The sequence below is a fragment of the Paenibacillus sp. FSL R5-0473 genome, from assembly GCF_038004565.1.
GTDB classification, from domain to species: domain Bacteria; phylum Bacillota; class Bacilli; order Paenibacillales; family Paenibacillaceae; genus Paenibacillus; species Paenibacillus amylolyticus.
On the sequence record NZ_JBBORL010000001.1, the window covers coordinates 2,075,415 to 2,091,230 of the forward strand.

14 protein-coding genes are annotated in these 15,816 nt (G+C 48.1%); 11 read left to right on the top strand and 3 right to left on the bottom strand.

Going from position 1 to position 15,816, the window contains the following annotated elements:
- The first annotated feature begins 274 nt into the window (after window positions 1-274).
- From MKY28_RS09110 to MKY28_RS09125, 4 genes are all read left to right on the top strand, one after another.
- Entirely contained in the window at window positions 275-1,324 is a 1,050-nt protein-coding gene (locus tag MKY28_RS09110) for a LacI family DNA-binding transcriptional regulator (protein WP_036613777.1), read from the top strand.
- A 54-nt stretch (window positions 1,325-1,378) separates the two neighbouring features.
- Window positions 1,379-2,551 carry a Gfo/Idh/MocA family protein gene (locus tag MKY28_RS09115; RefSeq protein ID WP_036613779.1) on the top strand — a complete coding sequence of 391 codons (1,173 nt, stop codon included), beginning with the start codon at window positions 1,379-1,381 and terminating at the stop codon, window positions 2,549-2,551.
- Between the two features lie 69 nt (window positions 2,552-2,620).
- Complete coding sequence (locus MKY28_RS09120; RefSeq protein WP_340935749.1) at window positions 2,621-3,346, top strand: ThuA domain-containing protein; 726 nt, start codon at window positions 2,621-2,623, stop codon at window positions 3,344-3,346.
- A 96-nt stretch (window positions 3,347-3,442) separates the two neighbouring features.
- Window positions 3,443-4,549 carry a Gfo/Idh/MocA family protein gene (locus MKY28_RS09125; RefSeq protein ID WP_340935750.1) on the top strand — a complete coding sequence of 369 codons (1,107 nt, stop codon included), beginning with the start codon at window positions 3,443-3,445 and terminating at the stop codon, window positions 4,547-4,549.
- 168 nt (window positions 4,550-4,717) lie between these two features.
- Here the strand turns inward: MKY28_RS09125 and MKY28_RS09130 are convergent, their stop codons facing one another.
- On the bottom strand, window positions 4,718-5,536 hold the full coding sequence (locus MKY28_RS09130; protein ID WP_340935751.1) for an SPL family radical SAM protein: 819 nt from the start codon (window positions 5,534-5,536) through the stop codon (window positions 4,718-4,720).
- Window positions 5,533-6,117: a bifunctional transcriptional activator/DNA repair enzyme AdaA gene (locus MKY28_RS09135; protein WP_340937877.1), complete on the bottom strand. Its 585-nt coding sequence runs from the start codon at window positions 6,115-6,117 to the stop codon at window positions 5,533-5,535. The genes MKY28_RS09130 and MKY28_RS09135 overlap by 4 nt, the downstream gene beginning before the upstream one ends.
- 189 nt (window positions 6,118-6,306) lie before the next feature.
- Here MKY28_RS09135 and MKY28_RS09140 point away from each other — a divergent pair, with 189 nt between their 5' ends.
- From MKY28_RS09140 to MKY28_RS09150, 3 genes are read left to right on the top strand one after another with little or no spacing between them, the layout of a single operon-like run.
- Window positions 6,307-7,287: a Gfo/Idh/MocA family protein gene (locus tag MKY28_RS09140; RefSeq protein WP_076317677.1), complete on the top strand. Its 981-nt coding sequence runs from the start codon at window positions 6,307-6,309 to the stop codon at window positions 7,285-7,287.
- 30 nt (window positions 7,288-7,317) lie between these two features.
- Window positions 7,318-8,079 (top strand): SAM-dependent methyltransferase, encoded by a 762-nt coding sequence (locus tag MKY28_RS09145; protein WP_445670888.1) that lies wholly within the window; start codon window positions 7,318-7,320, stop codon window positions 8,077-8,079.
- A gap of 21 nt (window positions 8,080-8,100) precedes the next feature.
- Window positions 8,101-8,994, top strand: coding sequence for an NAD-dependent epimerase/dehydratase family protein (locus MKY28_RS09150; RefSeq protein ID WP_036613785.1), 894 nt, complete (start codon window positions 8,101-8,103; stop codon window positions 8,992-8,994).
- A gap of 218 nt (window positions 8,995-9,212) precedes the next feature.
- On the opposite strand, the gene MKY28_RS09155 is transcribed toward MKY28_RS09150, so the two are convergent.
- Window positions 9,213-10,229, bottom strand: a complete 1,017-nt coding sequence (locus MKY28_RS09155) for a LacI family DNA-binding transcriptional regulator (protein WP_340935753.1) — start codon at window positions 10,227-10,229, stop codon at window positions 9,213-9,215.
- A 411-nt stretch (window positions 10,230-10,640) separates the two neighbouring features.
- Between MKY28_RS09155 and MKY28_RS09160 the strand changes: the two genes are divergently transcribed.
- From MKY28_RS09160 to MKY28_RS09175, 4 genes are all read left to right on the top strand, one after another.
- Window positions 10,641-12,431, top strand: coding sequence for an L-fucose isomerase (locus MKY28_RS09160; protein WP_340935755.1), 1,791 nt, complete (start codon window positions 10,641-10,643; stop codon window positions 12,429-12,431).
- Window positions 12,432-12,555: 124 nt separating this feature from the next.
- The gene (locus MKY28_RS09165) at window positions 12,556-14,046 is read left to right on the top strand and encodes a rhamnulokinase (protein WP_340935757.1); all 1,491 of its coding nucleotides are present in this window, start codon (window positions 12,556-12,558) and stop codon (window positions 14,044-14,046) included.
- A 69-nt stretch (window positions 14,047-14,115) separates the two neighbouring features.
- The gene (locus tag MKY28_RS09170) at window positions 14,116-14,778 is read left to right on the top strand and encodes a class II aldolase/adducin family protein (protein ID WP_076328589.1); all 663 of its coding nucleotides are present in this window, start codon (window positions 14,116-14,118) and stop codon (window positions 14,776-14,778) included.
- A gap of 290 nt (window positions 14,779-15,068) precedes the next feature.
- Window positions 15,069-15,797: an FCD domain-containing protein gene (locus tag MKY28_RS09175; RefSeq protein ID WP_245838229.1), complete on the top strand. Its 729-nt coding sequence runs from the start codon at window positions 15,069-15,071 to the stop codon at window positions 15,795-15,797.
- Window positions 15,798-15,816: the final 19 nt, after the last annotated feature.

Sequence of the window (15,816 nt, forward strand, 5' to 3'; positions counted from 1 at the left end):
TTTAATTACTATTTGATTTATTGATGAGCTATATATGTTGAACTAATCATTTGCACGATAACGGAGAGGATAGAAAAAACCTGAAAAAGCAAAGCGTTCGCCTAAAAGCTTTCTGAAAGAAAGCTGCATCGGAAGCATACGCTATCCCCGGATTTTCCCCTTTATAAAAAGGAATCGAAAAATCTGGGGATAACAGCGATTGGAAGGTTGTTCTGTCATCGTAGTTCAGTGTAAATAATCTTTAGTTCAACTTATATAAAAGGGGGTGAAATTCATGGCATCTCGTAAAGAAGTGGCTGATCTTGCGGGTGTTTCCGAGGCGACGGTCTCCCGGGTGCTTAATGGGGTAGGTCCTATTAAAGAAGAGACACGCCGCAAGGTTCTTGAAGCTTCCGAACAGTTAGGCTATGTGCCCAGCGCGCTTGCTCGCAGTTTTGCCAGAAGTAAAAGCGGAAACCTTGGCGTGGTATTACCTTATGTTCCGAAGGCGCATCTGTTCTCGGCGTATTTCTTCTCGGAAATGCTGAGTGGGATTGGTAGCAAAGCCAGAGACAATAGCATGGACCTGTTGGTTATGTTCCGAACACCCGGTGAAGTGATGAATTATACGGATCTGTTCCGGCGTCAGAAAGTGGATGCCTGCATTATCCTTGGTGCCAGAGATGATCATGAAGAACTGGCGGCCATGCAGCAACTTCATCAGGAAGGACACCCATTCTGTGTCATGAATCAGCATTTTGAGGGCCAATCGTTCACGGAAGTGGATGCGGATCATGTGGAAGGAAGCAGACTTGCCATACGTCATCTTACGGATCAGGGGTATCGCAAAATCGCTTTTCTCAATGGTCCAGACAGCTATTCCAACAGCCAGGAGCGAATGGAAGGCGTTTGTCTTGGCCTGCAAGAAGCAGGTATGGAGCTGGAGCCGAGTCTATTGCTTAAAGGGAATTATAGTAGAAGAAGTGGCATTGAGGCGGCAGCGATTGTAGCAGATCGCCTACATGAGATTGATGCTGTATTTGCGGCCAATGACCGGATGGCCATTGGTGTCATGCATGGTTTACGTGAGCGGGGAATAGGGCCTGCGGATTTTCCGGCATTTGTGGGTTATGACGACTCCGATGCCGCCGAGATGGCGGTTCCGCCGCTGAGCAGCGTCAGGGTTCCATTTTTTGAGATGGGTGAACTTGCAGTATCGAAGCTTATGCATGGGTCTGTGGGTGATACACATGAAGCGAATAACTCTGTTGTAGCGGTACCCAAATCTGCGAGAGCGTTGTTGCCTACCGAACTGATTATCCGTGCTTCTTCTATCCGTCAATAGTTTATTGGTACACATATTGAAAGACTTTTTATTATTCCAAAGGAGGAAATGATCATGTCAAATCGTCTTCGTGTCGGAATGGTTGGATACAAGTTTATGGGGAAGGCCCACAGTAATGCCTATCGCAGTCTGCCGATGTTTTTCCCGTCTGCTCCGTTGCAGCCTGAGATGTCTGTGATCTGTGGACGTAACGAGCAGGGAGTGCAGGAGGCAGCGAATCAGTTCGGTTGGTCCGAGAGTGTAACGGATTGGCGTGAACTGGTAAAGCGGGATGATATCGATCTGATTGATATTAACGCACCAAGTGATGCCCATAAGGAAATTGCTTTGGAAGCAGCTCGTCAGGGCAAACATCTGTTTTGTGAGAAGCCTCTGGCCCTGTCGCTTGCGGATTCGCGTGAGATGCTTCAGGCAGCAGAGGATGCTGGAGTCGCACATATGGTCGGGTTCAACTACCGTTTCTCACCAGCGGTGCAATTAGCGAAGGATCTGGTGGAGAGCGGACGACTGGGTAAAATCTATCATTTCCGTGCGTTTTTCCTGCAGGACTGGATCATGGACCCTTCGTTCCCGCTGGTATGGCGTTTGCAAAAAGAAGTGGCTGGTTCCGGTTCCCACGGGGATCTGGGTGCGCATTTAATCGATCTGGCTCGTTTCCTTGTTGGTGAATTCCAGGAAGTCATCGGTATGAGCGAAACCTTCATCAAAGAGCGTCCGCTTGCAGCCGAAATGACCGGTCTGAGTGCAAAGGGCAGTTCGAATGCGGATGCACCCAAAGGAGAAGTGACCGTCGACGACGCTACGTTGTTCCTGGCACGATTCGCAGGAGGGGCGCTGGGCAGCTTCGAGGCTACACGTTTTGCAGCGGGGCATCGGAGTACGAACTCGTTTGAGATAAACGGCAGTCTCGGCAGTGTACGATTTGATTTTGAACGGATGAACGAACTGGAAGTGTATTTCACAAAGGATGAAGAGGACGTACAGGGATTCCGCCGTGTACTGGCGACCGATCCGGCACATAAATATGCTGAAGCCTGGTGGCCTGCTGGACATACGATTGGATTCGAGCACACGTTCACCCATGAAATGCTGGAGCTTGTGACAGCGATCTCTGAAGGACGCCAACCATCACCGAGTTTCCACGATGGGGTCGCTTGTCAGGCTGTACTGGAAGCGGTAGAACGTTCGGTGACAGAGCGACGCTGGGTGACGCTTGAAGAGATGTGAGTAAGCAAGACAGTGACGTCAGAAATAAGGTTGAACACATAAAACTAGGCGAAAGCGAGTGAATAAACGATGAGTAAAGCACTGATTGTATGGGGCGGCTGGGATGGACATGAACCGGAGCAGGTAGCAGCGATATTTGAGCGTATTTTGAAGGAAGAGCAGTTTGAGGTTGAAGTCTCGAATACGTTGGAGTCTTATGCGGATGCCAAGAAGCTGCTAGGTCTGGATCTGATCGTGCCGTTGTGGACAATGGGACAGATTGAGCAAGAACTCGTCAATAACGTATCAGCGGCTGTTCAGAGCGGTGTGGGCTTGGCTGGTCTTCATGGCGGGATGTGTGATGCCTTCCGAAATAACGTAGACTGGCAGTTTATGACGGGTGGACAATGGGTTGCTCATCCAGGCAATGATGGTGTGGAGTATATGGTAAACATGAAGCGTGGCTCTAGCCCGTTATTGGATCATATTGAAGATTTTCAGGTGAAAAGTGAACAGTACTACCTGCACGTAGACCCGGCAGTGGAAGTGCTGGCAACAACTCGTTTCCCAGTGGTGGCTGGTCCGCATGCGGCGAATGGGCCCGTAGATATGCCTGTTGTCTGGACGAAACGCTGGGGCGCCGGGCGTGTATTCTACAACTCCCTGGGACACCATGCAGACATTGTAGACATGAAACCCGTGACTGAAATGATGCGCAGTGGTTTCAAATGGACAGCAGCAGGCAAAGAGCTTGCCAAGAGTCGAGTAAGTTCAGCAACCGAAGTGTACACAGGTATGGCGGACAACCAGAACTAATGAGATTATAGTTTGATTGCAAACGTAACTTCAGTGTTAACCATTCATCCTCAATGGATAAACCATTTCTGATCCACGGCGAAGGGAGCCCCAGGTATGAAAACAATGAAAGTAGGCATTATTGGCTGCGGTAAAATCAGCGGTATTTATATGGAAAACTGTCACCGGTTCGAGGTGCTGGAACTTGTTGCTGTTGCGGATCTCGACCGGAAACGTGCCGAGGAGCAGGCAGCAGCCTATAACGTCCCTAACGTATACAGCGTCGACGAAATCTTGGCTGATCCCGAGATTGAGCTGATCATCAACCTGACGATTCCTTCCGTTCATGCGGATGTATGCTTGCGTGCGCTTGAATCTGGCAAACATGTTTATGTAGAAAAACCGCTCGCTGTTACCCGTGAAGAAGGGCAGGCCGTGCTTGAAACAGCGAAGCGTAAGGGACTGCTCGTGGGTTGTGCACCAGAAACGTTCTTTGGTTCAGGCATCCAGACTTCACTTCAATTGGTGGAAGAAGGGGTAATCGGCAAGCCGGTGGCGGCGACCGCATTTATGATGAGCCGTGGTCATGAGCATTGGCACCCAGATCCGGAGTTTTATTACGCGTCAGGCGGTGGGCCAATGTTTGACATGGGTCCGTACTACCTCACCGCATTGGTTCAACTAATGGGACCGATCAAGTCGATTGCGGGTATGACAGGTAAAGCCATGAACGAACGGACGATTACGAGTGAGAAAAAGAGAGGCCAGGTGGTTCCCGTCGAAATTCCAACTCACGTCACGGGTCTGTTGCAGTTTGAACAGGGAGCCATTGGCACGCTGATTACAAGTTTTGACGTATTTGGCGGAAGTGCATTGCCACCGATTGAGATATATGGCACGCACGGTACATTACAGGTACCTGACCCCAACACCTTTGGTGGTCCGGTTCGTTATCGCTTGCTGGGTGAACATGAATGGACGGAAGTTCCGCTCCTCCCAGGATATCAGGAAAATACACGTGGCATCGGTGTGGCAGATATGGCCTATGCAGCACATAGTGGACGTGCACACCGTGCGAGTGGGGAACTGGCATACCACGTACTTGAGGCCATGTGGGCATTCCACGATTCATCAGATGAGCAGACGTTCTACCAGATGAAAAGCTCGTGTCAGCGCCCGGCTGCATTGCCGGTGGATCTGCCATTGTATACATTGGATAAATAAGATAGCCATTATGACTTATATCATGATAAACAGCCCCTTTTCCTTCGAACAAGGAAAGGGGCTGTTTTTTATTAAATCAAAAAAATCTGGGAATAACAGCGCTCGAAAGGTTGTTCTGTCATTGGAGTGTCCAGTGTAAATAATCTTTAGTCCAACTTATATAGCCATTTATGGCTCAAATCCCGCCTGACTGATCCAGATCTCATCCTCGGCAAAACAGTCTTTCATCCGCTGAACTACAGTCTGATACGCATCTGGATGATACCAATGCTCCATCCCCACTTGCTGATAGAGCAACTCCATACCGAGTCGACGGGTGCGCTTGCCCTCACTGCCATCGCCCATGAAGTAATCGTCAATGCATACACGTTGAACCAGAGGTCTCAATATGGCTGCAAACTGTTCACTGCTGGGTAATACGGGAGCAATCGCAACCTGCGTGGGTATTCCGGCATCCCGCAACTGTTCCAATGCACGTAATCGGCCCGCAATTGGGGGAGCGGAAGGACTGAAATGCTTGCGCATATCGTCCAGATCCGTCTCTACCGTCATGCTGACCCGAACCCGGTCACCTAACTGCTGTAGCAGATCTATATCCCGGGTAACGAGTGGACTGCGGGTCTGGACTAATACGAAATCTGGAGGATGCTGTACCATCGTTTCAAGTAATGAACGCGTGATACACTCCTTGTATTCGGCGGGTTGATACGGGTCGGTACTGGATGACATGAACAGAGTAACTTCCCCTTTGGTCAGGGCACGTTGCAACTCTTTGGCGAATACTCGGGAGGCCTGTTGTTTCACATCAACCCACGTTCCCCAATCCTCTTTGCGAAAGAGAGAGACAGGCATCTGTCTGACATAACAATAAGAACAACCGAAGGCGCATCCTGTGTAAGGATTCAGTGTATGTGTATATCCATTAAGGAACCCTGTCCCCTTGTTGAGTAACGTTTTGGGTACTTTGTAAGTAAGATTTGTCTTCATAAGTTCTCATGCCTTTCGCGGTAGTGTGCAGGTGTGAGACCTGTGTGTTTGCGAAATACAGTAATGAAATAAGCTGAGTTAGGTATACCGACATGGCGGCCAATATCGGTGACGGTAAGTCCGGTATGTTCAAGCAACTTCCGGGCTTCGGTAATTCGTTTATCCTGAATATATTGAACCGGTGTGCGGCCTGTAATCTGCTTGAACACACGATGCAGATGATAAGGACTGCCATGACTTACAGTGGCAAGGACATCCAAGGTTAGAGGTTCGGCGTAATGATGTTCGATGTAATCCGTGATTCCGTATATCCACTCCTGATCAGGTACCCGCTCGCCTGTGGGCTTGCAACGTTTGCAGGGTCTGAACTTTAATGCTAACGCTTCTTCAATATGTTGAAATATCAGCACATTTTCAACTTTGGGTGCTCTGGATTTACAGGAAGGTCGACAGAAAATACCCGTTGTTTGCACGCCGTAATAGAATGTTCCATCATAGGAACTATCGTTGTGGATGATGGCATGCCAGTATTTTTCCTCTATAGATTCGGGCAGTATGCGATCTTGATCTCGACTTTCCACTGTGATCACCTCATCTCTAATTATACCCTTGATTCGAAGGGATTGACGAAGTTCTAACTTAAAAAGCAAGATATCAATATTTGGGGATATGGCCCCTTCCTTCAATCTGAACGAAATATGAGCTACAATATACAAGATGGAGTGGTTTATATCTCAAATGAAATTTATAGATGAAAGAGGTAGGTAGGCATGGTTCGTTTTGGCGTAGTGGGTACCAACTGGATTACAGAAAGGCTTCTTGAAGCCGCAGCACAGGTTGAAGGATTCAAATTAACCGCCGTGTATTCAAGAACTGAAGATAAGGCTAATGCATTCGCAGATAAATATGATGTTGAACACCGATTCACCGATCTGGAAGAGTTGGCGGCAAGTGATGTGATTGATGCAGTCTACATCGCAACACCGAATACGGTTCATGCGGAGCAGGCTGAGCTTTTTCTGAGAAACGGTAAACATGTATTGTGCGAGAAACCTCTGGCTGCAAATAGCGCCGAAGTTCGGAGTATGATCGATACAGCACGAGAACACGAGGTTCTGCTCATGGAAGCGATGAAATCGACCCTTGTTCCCCAGTTCAAAATGGTGCAGAAGAGCCTGCATAAAATCGGTCCTGTCCGCAAATACGTAGCAGGATACTCTCAGTATTCTTCGCGTTACGACAAGTACAAAGAGGGGATTGTCCTGAACGCGTTCAAGCCTGAACTCGCTAATGGGGCGTTAATGGATCTCGGTGTGTATTGTCTCTATCCATTGATTACGTTGTTCGGTGCACCTAACCGGGTTCAATCCCAAGCGATGATGCTGGAATCTGGCGTGGATGGACAAGGTAGTGTGCTGCTGGACTATGATGGGATGGATGCGGTCGTTACATACTCCAAAATCTCCAACTCTCATCTGCCAAGCGAAATCATGGGGGAACAGGGAAGCATCATCATTGATAAGATTGGTTCACCAGAACATGCAGAGATACGTTACAATGACGGTACGGTGGAGCAGCTCACAGTCGAACAAAACCATCCGGCGATGTATTATGAAGTGGAGGAGTTCGTGAATCTGGTTCAGGAAGGCAAAAAGGAATCTGACATGAACACATATGAACGCTCCTATGTTACGATGCAGGTCATGGATCAGATTCGGAAGCAGATTGGGCTTGTGTTCCCTAACGATTGATTCAAGCGCAGGAAAGGAAGCTGAGACGAGATGAGCAGAGATGAGCAGAGCAACAGTAGAGAAGAGATGAATAACAGCAGAGAAGATCAGCAGTCCAATGATTCTGGAGGTTTGGAACTGTCACAGATCGTTTTCATAGGAAGAACCTTCGAGGAATATATGAAGATGTTCAACTTAATGGTGGACGAGATTAATGGCAAGTCCATTCTGGATTGTCCAGGTGGAGCATGTTCGTTCAGTAGCCAGGCGCGCAAGTTGGGTGCTGATCCCGTGGCCGTGGATATTGCCTACGAACATGAGATCGACGAGCTTGAAGTAAAGGGATTTCAGGACATTGAGCATACGATGAAACAGATGGAACCCGTGCAAGGGATATATGTGTGGGATCAATTTGGATCAATTCAGGGGTTAAAGGAAGAACGAACTCGTGCCATCACAGATTGCATCGCAGATATGAGAATGTTTCCTGACCGTTATGTGGCGTCTGTGCTCCCGGATCTACCCTTTGCAGATGAACAATTCGATCTGACGTTATCCGCCCATTTCCTGTTTACTTATGCGGATCGATTGGATGTTGATTTTCATGTTGCAACCATAATGGAGTTGCTGCGTGTGACCAAACAAGAGGTTCGCATTTTTCCAACAGTGGATCTGTCTGGTGAACGTTACAAGCACATGGATGCTTTAAAATTAATACTCGAAGAGCGTGGGTGCACGGTATCCGAAGAACCAACTTCATATGAGTTTCAACGGAATGCTCACACCATGCTTCAAATTGTTAAACATAATTGAACATGATAGGAGGTTTTTTGGATGAATAAAGTACTTATACTTGGGGGTACACGTTTTTTTGGCAAACGTCTTGTGGATCACTTGCTGTGGGAAGGGAAGTCTCAGATCACAGTCGCAACTCGTGGTAAAACGGATGTTGACTTCGGACCCGAAGTAAACCGAATCAAGATGGATCGTGAAGACCCGGAATCTCTGGCAGAGGTTGCGCAGACAGACATGTGGGATGTTGTGTACGATAATATCTGTTATTCCCCAGATGCGGCGAAAGCGGCATGTGAATCTTTTGCAGGGCGCACCAAAAGATACGTTCTGACATCCACACTCTCGGTGTACGGTGATCCCAGACCTGGATTTAAGGAAACGGATTTTGACCCGTATACATATCCATTGCAGTATGGAAGTGCAGAGGATTTTTCGTATGGAGAAGGCAAACGGCTTGCGGAGGCTGTATTTTTCCAGGAAGCAGATTTCCCGGTAGTGGCGATGCGCATCCCAATTGTACTCGGGATTGATGATTATACGAGAAGACTTCATTTTCATATTGAACATGTGCAAAAAGGAAAACCGATCGGCATGCCAAATCCGGATGCGGAGATTGGATTTATCAATTCCACCGAAGCGGCAAGATTTCTCGCTTGGCTTGGACATTCGTCCATTACCGGTCCGGTGAATGCAGCTTCCAAGGGTGCGATTACGCTGTCAGCCATGATACATCTGATCGAGACGGTCACGGGCATGCAGTCCCAGATCCTCACGGAAACGGTGAAAGAGGACATGTCACCCTTCGGAATTGAGCAATCATGGACGATGGAGACGACCAAAGCTGAACAAGCGGGATATACGTTCGAACCTCTGATGGACTGGTTCCCGGGACTCGTTCGTGAGGTCGCTCTTGCATTACAGTCGGAGCGGTAGAATATCGGCTCGGATGGAACTGAAATAAACCAGATGGGCAAATCGGTTCGAACGAACTGATCTTTTCAACGAATGAATGTAAAACAGGGTGCAGCCAGAGCGTAATCTCCGGTGCACCCTGTTTATGTTGTACATTTTTCGAATTTGAACGGGACCTAATTCAGATAAGTGGACTAATCATTTACACGATAATATTTAGTCAACTCTGGTGCTTAACTCTATTTTTGCTCACGTGGAGCAGCAGCTGAAGCACGTATGCGCAGTTCTGACGGTAGAATGACGGTTTGGGCTTCGGAAGGGGCTTTTCCCTCAATTCGGTCAATCAGCATCTGTACGCCCTGAAACCCAAAGTCATACGCGGGCTGTGCAGCTACAGTCAGGAAAGGATCAAAAGCAGAAGCCAGATCCAGATCGTCGAAGCACACAACAGAAATGTCTTCTGGTACACGCAGTCCTCGTTTGCGCAAAAGCCGAATGACCCCAATTGCCAGCATGTTGTTGGCGGCAAAAATGGCTGTTGGTTGATCCGGTTGAGAAAGTAGGCGATCCAGTCCTTCTTCATCGCTGAAATCCCGGTACCCGGTTCGAAGCACAAGCTCGGTATCGATATCAGCTCCGGCCTCACGTAAACCCGCTATATAACCTTCCTCCCGCAGTCTGGCGGTAGAAACCTCCGAAGAACCATTGACCAGTGCAATGCGCCGGTGACCCAATTGCACCAGATATCGGATCAGCTCAATCGCGCCTTCCAGGCTATCTCCAGCAATGATATCTGACGTAATGCCAGGTACGGTGCGGTCCAGAAAGACAAACGGAATGTGACGTTCCTGCAGCTGTTTCAGATGTTGAAGAGAACGATCTCCCGCTGGGGCAAAGAGTACACCATCCACGCGAGTAGACAGAATCGCATCTACATAATCCTTTTCCTTTTTGTAATCCTCGTCACTATTGCCGAATAAAAGACGGTACCCACGAAGATGGGCTGCATCTTCAGCACCACGCGCCAGTGTTGTATAAAAAGGGTTGGTAATATCCGTAATAAGCAGGGAGAGCATCTGGGTTCGTTGAAGCACAAGGCTGCGTGCATTGGAGTTCGGGATGTAACCCAGTTCGTCGATCACCTGTTGCACACGTTCACGTGTCGCGGAACTTATACGGCCTGTATGATTAATGACCTTGGAGACCGTCATGGCGGAGACGTTGGCTTTTTTGGCAATATCGTAAATGGTAATCATTAGAATCTAACCTTTCCGCAACATAGTCTTACCATTCTATAGGATAATGCCAATTGACAGCAAGATAGGCTCATGCTATGTTAGGGTTACCGATAACCCTAAAGGGTACTGAACGTATTTACTGCATAAACCATTTCGTTAAATTTGCTCATGCACGTTCCATTTTCTTGAATAGAGGAACTACATACATAGCTAATTAATGAAGTGGTTTATTGTTATTTATCTAAATATGTAAACGCATTCAAAACTCAAGTAATGCACTTGATAATCTGTGTATGCAGCTCTTGCGTGCCACCTGGGTATCGGTTGTATTTCCGTCATTATTTCATTCCAATCAATGCATATGGATCAGACAGAAGGTTTCTCAATTCAACCCAAATCCTATGAAACGAATTGAAGGAGGACATTCCAGTGAAACATCAGGATTATCGTTATAAACAGGCTTTCCCCAAGATTGGTATTCGTCCCACGATTGATGGAAGACGCAAAGGCGTTCGGGAGTCACTGGAAGAACAAACGATGCGGATGGCGACATCTGTTGCCGAGTTGCTTGCATCAGAACTACGTTATCCTGACGGGTCCGCAGTGGAGTGTGTTGTGGCTGAGACCTGTATTGGCGGGGTAGCCGAGGCGGCCGCAGCATCAGAACTATTCAGCCGTTCCAACGTTGGCGTAACAATCACCGTGACACCATGCTGGTGTTATGGTACGGAAACGATGGATATGTCACCATCCACTCCAACAGCCATCTGGGGTTTTAACGGAACTGAACGTCCGGGTGCTGTATATCTGGCGGCAGTTCTCTCTGCCCATGCACAGAAGGGGATTCCGGCCTTTGGGATCTATGGAGAGGATGTGCAGGACGGCGGAGATACAACGATTCCCGAGGATGTGCGTGAGAAATTGCTCCGGTTCAGCCGTGCGGGACTTGCAGCCGCGACCTTGAAAGGGCAAGCCTATCTGTCTATTGGATCAGTATCCATGGGGATTGCAGGTTCAATTGTGAACGATTCATTTTTCCAGGAGTATCTGGGCATGCGTAATGAATACGTGGATATGAGTGAACTCACTCGTCGTATCGAAGAAGAAATCTACGACCCCGAGGAGTATAAGCTCGCACTGGCTTGGGTGAAGGAGAATTGTAACGAAGGTCCAGACAACAACGCTGCCCATCTGCAAACGGATCGCAAACGCAAAGAGTACGAATGGGAAACCGTTGTGAAAATGACCCAAATCGTGCGTGACTTGATGGCGGGCAACCCAAGATTGGCAGAGCTTGGTTTTACAGAGGAATCGATGGGTCACCACGCGATTGTATCCGGCTTCCAAGGGCAACGGCAGTGGACGGATCATTCACCTAACGGAGATTTTCTGGAGTCGATATTAAACTCTTCCTTTGACTGGAATGGCAAACGTGCGCCTTATCTGGTTGCAACGGAGAATGACAGCCTGAACGGGGTATCGATGTTATTCGGTTCGCTGCTGACACATACGGCACAGATCTTCGCTGATGTGCGTACGTATTGGAGTCCGGATTCAGTACAGCGCGTGACGGGGCACCAATTGGAAGGAAACGCAAAGGATGGCATTCTGCATCTAATCAACTCCGGGTCCGCAGCTTTGGATGGCACTGGGCAACATTCCAGAGAGGGTAAGCCTGTACTCAAGCCATTCTGGGAAATTACAGATGAGGAAGTTAAGGACTGCCTGAAAGCAACATCGTGGAGACCGGCATCCGTAGAGTATTTCCGTGGGGGCGGCTATTCAGCGGATTTCCTGACCAAAGGCGGCATGCCTGTAACGATGACACGTCTGAATCTGGTCAAAGGACTGGGACCAGTGCTGCAAATCGCTCAGGGTTACACGGTCGATCTGCCTGAAGATGTACATGATACGCTGGATCAGCGGACAGATCCAACCTGGCCATCCACCTGGTTTGCACCTGTTCTAACTGGAGCGGGAGCTTTTACTTCCGTATACGAGGTCATGAATCAATGGGGAGCGAACCATGGCTCCATCTCATACGGACATATTGGTGCAGATCTGATTACTCTCGCTTCCATGCTTCGTATTCCGGTAAATATGCATAATGTACCTGAAACGGAAATTTTCCGTCCGCGTGCATGGGGATTGTTCGGCACAAGTGAGCCGGAGAGCGCAGACTACCGTGCTTGCAGTGTGTTTGGCCCGTTGTATCGTTAAAATAAAGTTCCATTCCTGTCAAACGCCATGTTCCTTGTGAAATGAGGTAACATGGCGTTCTCTTGAAAACTGTGTTCAGAACTCGAATATGGCTTATCTCGTAGAGTTAAGGAGGCTTGAAAGAATGGGCGATCAAGCAACACATGTGCTTGCTGCCGATTACGGTGCCGGTAGTGGGCGCGTAGTCCGGGGTTCTTTTGATGGAAGCAGACTATCGTTACAAGAAGTGCATCGATTCAACAACGAACCCGTGCAACTGGGGGATGGATTGTACTGGGATTTCTTGCGACTTTTTCATGAATTAAAACAAGGCATTGTGAAAGGGACGCAAGGCGTCTCTCCATCGGTCCGTTCTATAGCAGTGGATACGTGGGGAGTGGACTATGGACTGGTGGATGGGGCGGGAAGATTATGCTCGAATCCGCGGCACTACCGGGAAGCACGTAACGCACAATGGATGGAAGAAGTACTGCACATGGTGAAAGAAGAAGAACTGTATGCCATGTCTGGCGTTTTGCCGCAGCAGATCAATACAGTATTTCAACTGCTAGGCAGTGTACGAGAGCAGGCCGAAGGTTTGCGTCCGGATGTGCGCATGTTATTTATGCCGGATTTATTTCACTATTATCTATCCGGTCAGCAGGCTTGTGAGTATACGATTGCAAGTACCAGTGGGCTGTTGCATGCAGGCGAGGCGCGTTGGAATGAACATCTGATCGGGCGTCTCGGTATACCGGAAACATTATTTCCAAAGCTCGTTCAACCGGGTACCGTTCTGGGCGATCTAACAAATGAGTTGTGCGCCGAGTTACGGACTGGACCGATGCAGGTAGTCTCTGTGGGATCACATGATACGGCATCTGCCTTGGCAGCGATTCCAGCGATGGATTCGGACTTCGCTTTTATCAGCTGTGGAACTTGGTCTCTTATGGGTGTGGAGCGTGATACACCTGTATTGAATAACAGAAGTCGTGCATTGGGATTCACCAATGAAGGGACCGTGAACGGCAAAGTACGTACCCTGAAAAATCGTTCAGGCCTGTGGCTGCTACAGGAATGTAAACGGCAATGGGAGCGGGAGAATCAACTTTTTACACATGAAGAACTCATTCAACTGGCTACCTTGGCAACGCCGCATCAAAGTTATGTATCGCCTGGAGATGGCGTGTATTTGGCACCAGGAAATATGTCTGAACGAATACGGCAACAATGCAGTCTCACCGGACAGACAGTGCCCGAAACGACTGGAGCGATTGTGCGCTGCATTCTGGAAAGTCTTGCACTGGAATTCAGACAAACGCTGGATGAATTGCAGTTGATTACAGGTACAAGACCTCGTGTCATTCATATGGTTGGTGGTGGTGTACACAATCGACTATTATGCCAGTTTACAGCCAATGCAGCCGGTGTCCCGGTGGTGGCAGGCCCGGCAGAGGCGACTTCAGCCGGGAATTGCATGCTGCAATTCCTTGCGCATGGAGAAGTGAGTAGCTTGGCCGAGGTACGGGAGGTCATGGCTGCTTCCTTTTCCCCCGAGATCTATGAGCCTGAGGATACAGAGCTGTGGCAGGAAGCTTATGAAAACTACCAAAGTCTGAATCAAATCAAAAGGTAATAAACAGATTCAATGCAATGAGCATGGATGCAAAATGCTAAAAAGAAAAGTATGAGGAGTGGAGAAAACATGTCTGAACAGCAAGTAAGGGAAGAGTTGACGAAATATGCTCGCAGAGCAGTTGCCCAAGGGTTGGTGGTAGGACCCGGTGGGAATCTGAGCGCTCGCTCTGGGGGAACGATGTTGTTGTCTCCGAGTGGTTATGCACTTGAGGATCTGGAGCCTGACGAATGGATCGCCATTGATATCGAGACAGGAGAGACTCGTGCGGGATCAACACGTCCATCTTCCGAAGTATTGATGCATCTGTACAGTTATCGTGTGAATCCTGATATCCAAGCCATTGTGCATACGCATCCGGCATATACGATCGCACTTAGTCTCGTTTTCGATGAATTGCCACACTTGTTCCCTGATCAGTCCGCCTTGGTAGGTGATATCGGATTTGTTCCATACGTTCTTCCAACGACAAAACTTCTTGCCGATGCAGTCTCAGCAAAGGTAGAAGAACATACGGCACTCATTCTCGTCAATCACGGATTGGTCACAACGGGTAAAAACCTCCGCGAAGCCTATTATCGCACCCAGGTGGTGGAAGAAAGTGCGAAGGTATATATGATCGCAAAAGCAGCCGGGGAACCCAAAGTGCTTACTGCCGAAGAATATAAGGAAATTCAATCCCTTGAAAGTGAAGCCTACCGTGTGCAGTTATTGCAACAACTCAAGTCCTGATACCTGATTTGAGTATTAATGATTACATTCGTGATGTTAAAAGATTGCTACGTTAAGGGCAGATTGCATTCTCCAGATAAACGCTGGAATAAAGGATGTGAAATGCTCTTTTTTAATTTTAATTTTGACTTGAAAAGGCACACAGTATAGCTGAGGGAATAATTCGCACTATTTTGATGAGAATTGTTGAAATTGTGATGTCTGCAAGGTATACTAACGTTAATCATCAGTGAGTAACAACTACGAAGAAGATTAAAAAAACAATTAAGTATCTAAGAGGGGTGAGATCAGTGGGTCCTGAGCTAAACGAAATGGAGTTGGAATACGAACTGTTAAAGCAGCTTCGAGACGCTAATGCTCCCATCGGGGCCAGTACGTTGGTTCATACTTTGGGCAAAACGTATGGTCTGAGTCAGGCAACCATCGGAAGAAGACTTATGGAGATGGATGTTGAAGGTTTTACAGTTCTGGAAGGTCGCAAGGGAAGAACTTTGACCGAACAGGGTCTGGATCGAATGAAGACGTTGGAAAAAGATTTGCAGCAACAAAGCGTGAACTCACAGTTAATTCAGATGCTGAACCATTCCGGGGAAAAGGCTCTGCTGGATGTTCTCGTTGCCAGAAGGGCACTTGAGCGGGAGATCGCTTCCCTGGCAGCACAACGTGCCTCGAAAGAATACATAGTACTGTTGCAAGCATCTATTGCCAACCAGCATGAATTGCTTTCCAAGAATATTATACCATACGAGGAGGACCGGGAGTTTCACAGATTGCTGGCTTATGCTGCGCAAAACCAAATTCTTCTGCATGCGGTTGAACTGGTATGGGAGACAAGCCGCGATTTTCTGGAAACCGCGTATATTCGCCGGAGAGTAGGAAGTGAATTAGTTGTGGATCATCAGCAGATTCTGGATGCTATTGTAGCGGGCTCTCCGGAGCAGGCTGAAGCGGCAATGGTGAATCATATCAACCAAATGATTGATGATGTCAAACGTTATTTCGCCATGCAAAACCAATAACATTCCTTAGAAACAGACC

Bases quoted from the DNA above. Each gene is read 5' to 3' on its own strand.
- MKY28_RS09110 (WP_036613777.1), top strand. From the start codon at position 275: ATGGCATCTCGTAAAGAAGTGGCTGATCTTGCGGGTGTTTCCGAGGCG.
- MKY28_RS09115 (WP_036613779.1), top strand. From the start codon at position 1,379: ATGTCAAATCGTCTTCGTGTCGGAATGGTTGGATACAAGTTTATGGGG.
- MKY28_RS09120 (WP_340935749.1), top strand. From the start codon at position 2,621: ATGAGTAAAGCACTGATTGTATGGGGCGGCTGGGATGGACATGAACCG.
- MKY28_RS09125 (WP_340935750.1), top strand. From the start codon at position 3,443: ATGAAAACAATGAAAGTAGGCATTATTGGCTGCGGTAAAATCAGCGGT.
- MKY28_RS09130 (WP_340935751.1), bottom strand. From the start codon at position 5,536: ATGAAGACAAATCTTACTTACAAAGTACCCAAAACGTTACTCAACAAG.
- MKY28_RS09140 (WP_076317677.1), top strand. From the start codon at position 6,307: ATGGTTCGTTTTGGCGTAGTGGGTACCAACTGGATTACAGAAAGGCTT.
- MKY28_RS09145 (WP_445670888.1), top strand. From the start codon at position 7,318: ATGAGCAGAGATGAGCAGAGCAACAGTAGAGAAGAGATGAATAACAGC.
- MKY28_RS09150 (WP_036613785.1), top strand. From the start codon at position 8,101: ATGAATAAAGTACTTATACTTGGGGGTACACGTTTTTTTGGCAAACGT.
- MKY28_RS09155 (WP_340935753.1), bottom strand. From the start codon at position 10,229: ATGATTACCATTTACGATATTGCCAAAAAAGCCAACGTCTCCGCCATG.
- MKY28_RS09165 (WP_340935757.1), top strand. From the start codon at position 12,556: ATGGGCGATCAAGCAACACATGTGCTTGCTGCCGATTACGGTGCCGGT.
- MKY28_RS09170 (WP_076328589.1), top strand. From the start codon at position 14,116: ATGTCTGAACAGCAAGTAAGGGAAGAGTTGACGAAATATGCTCGCAGA.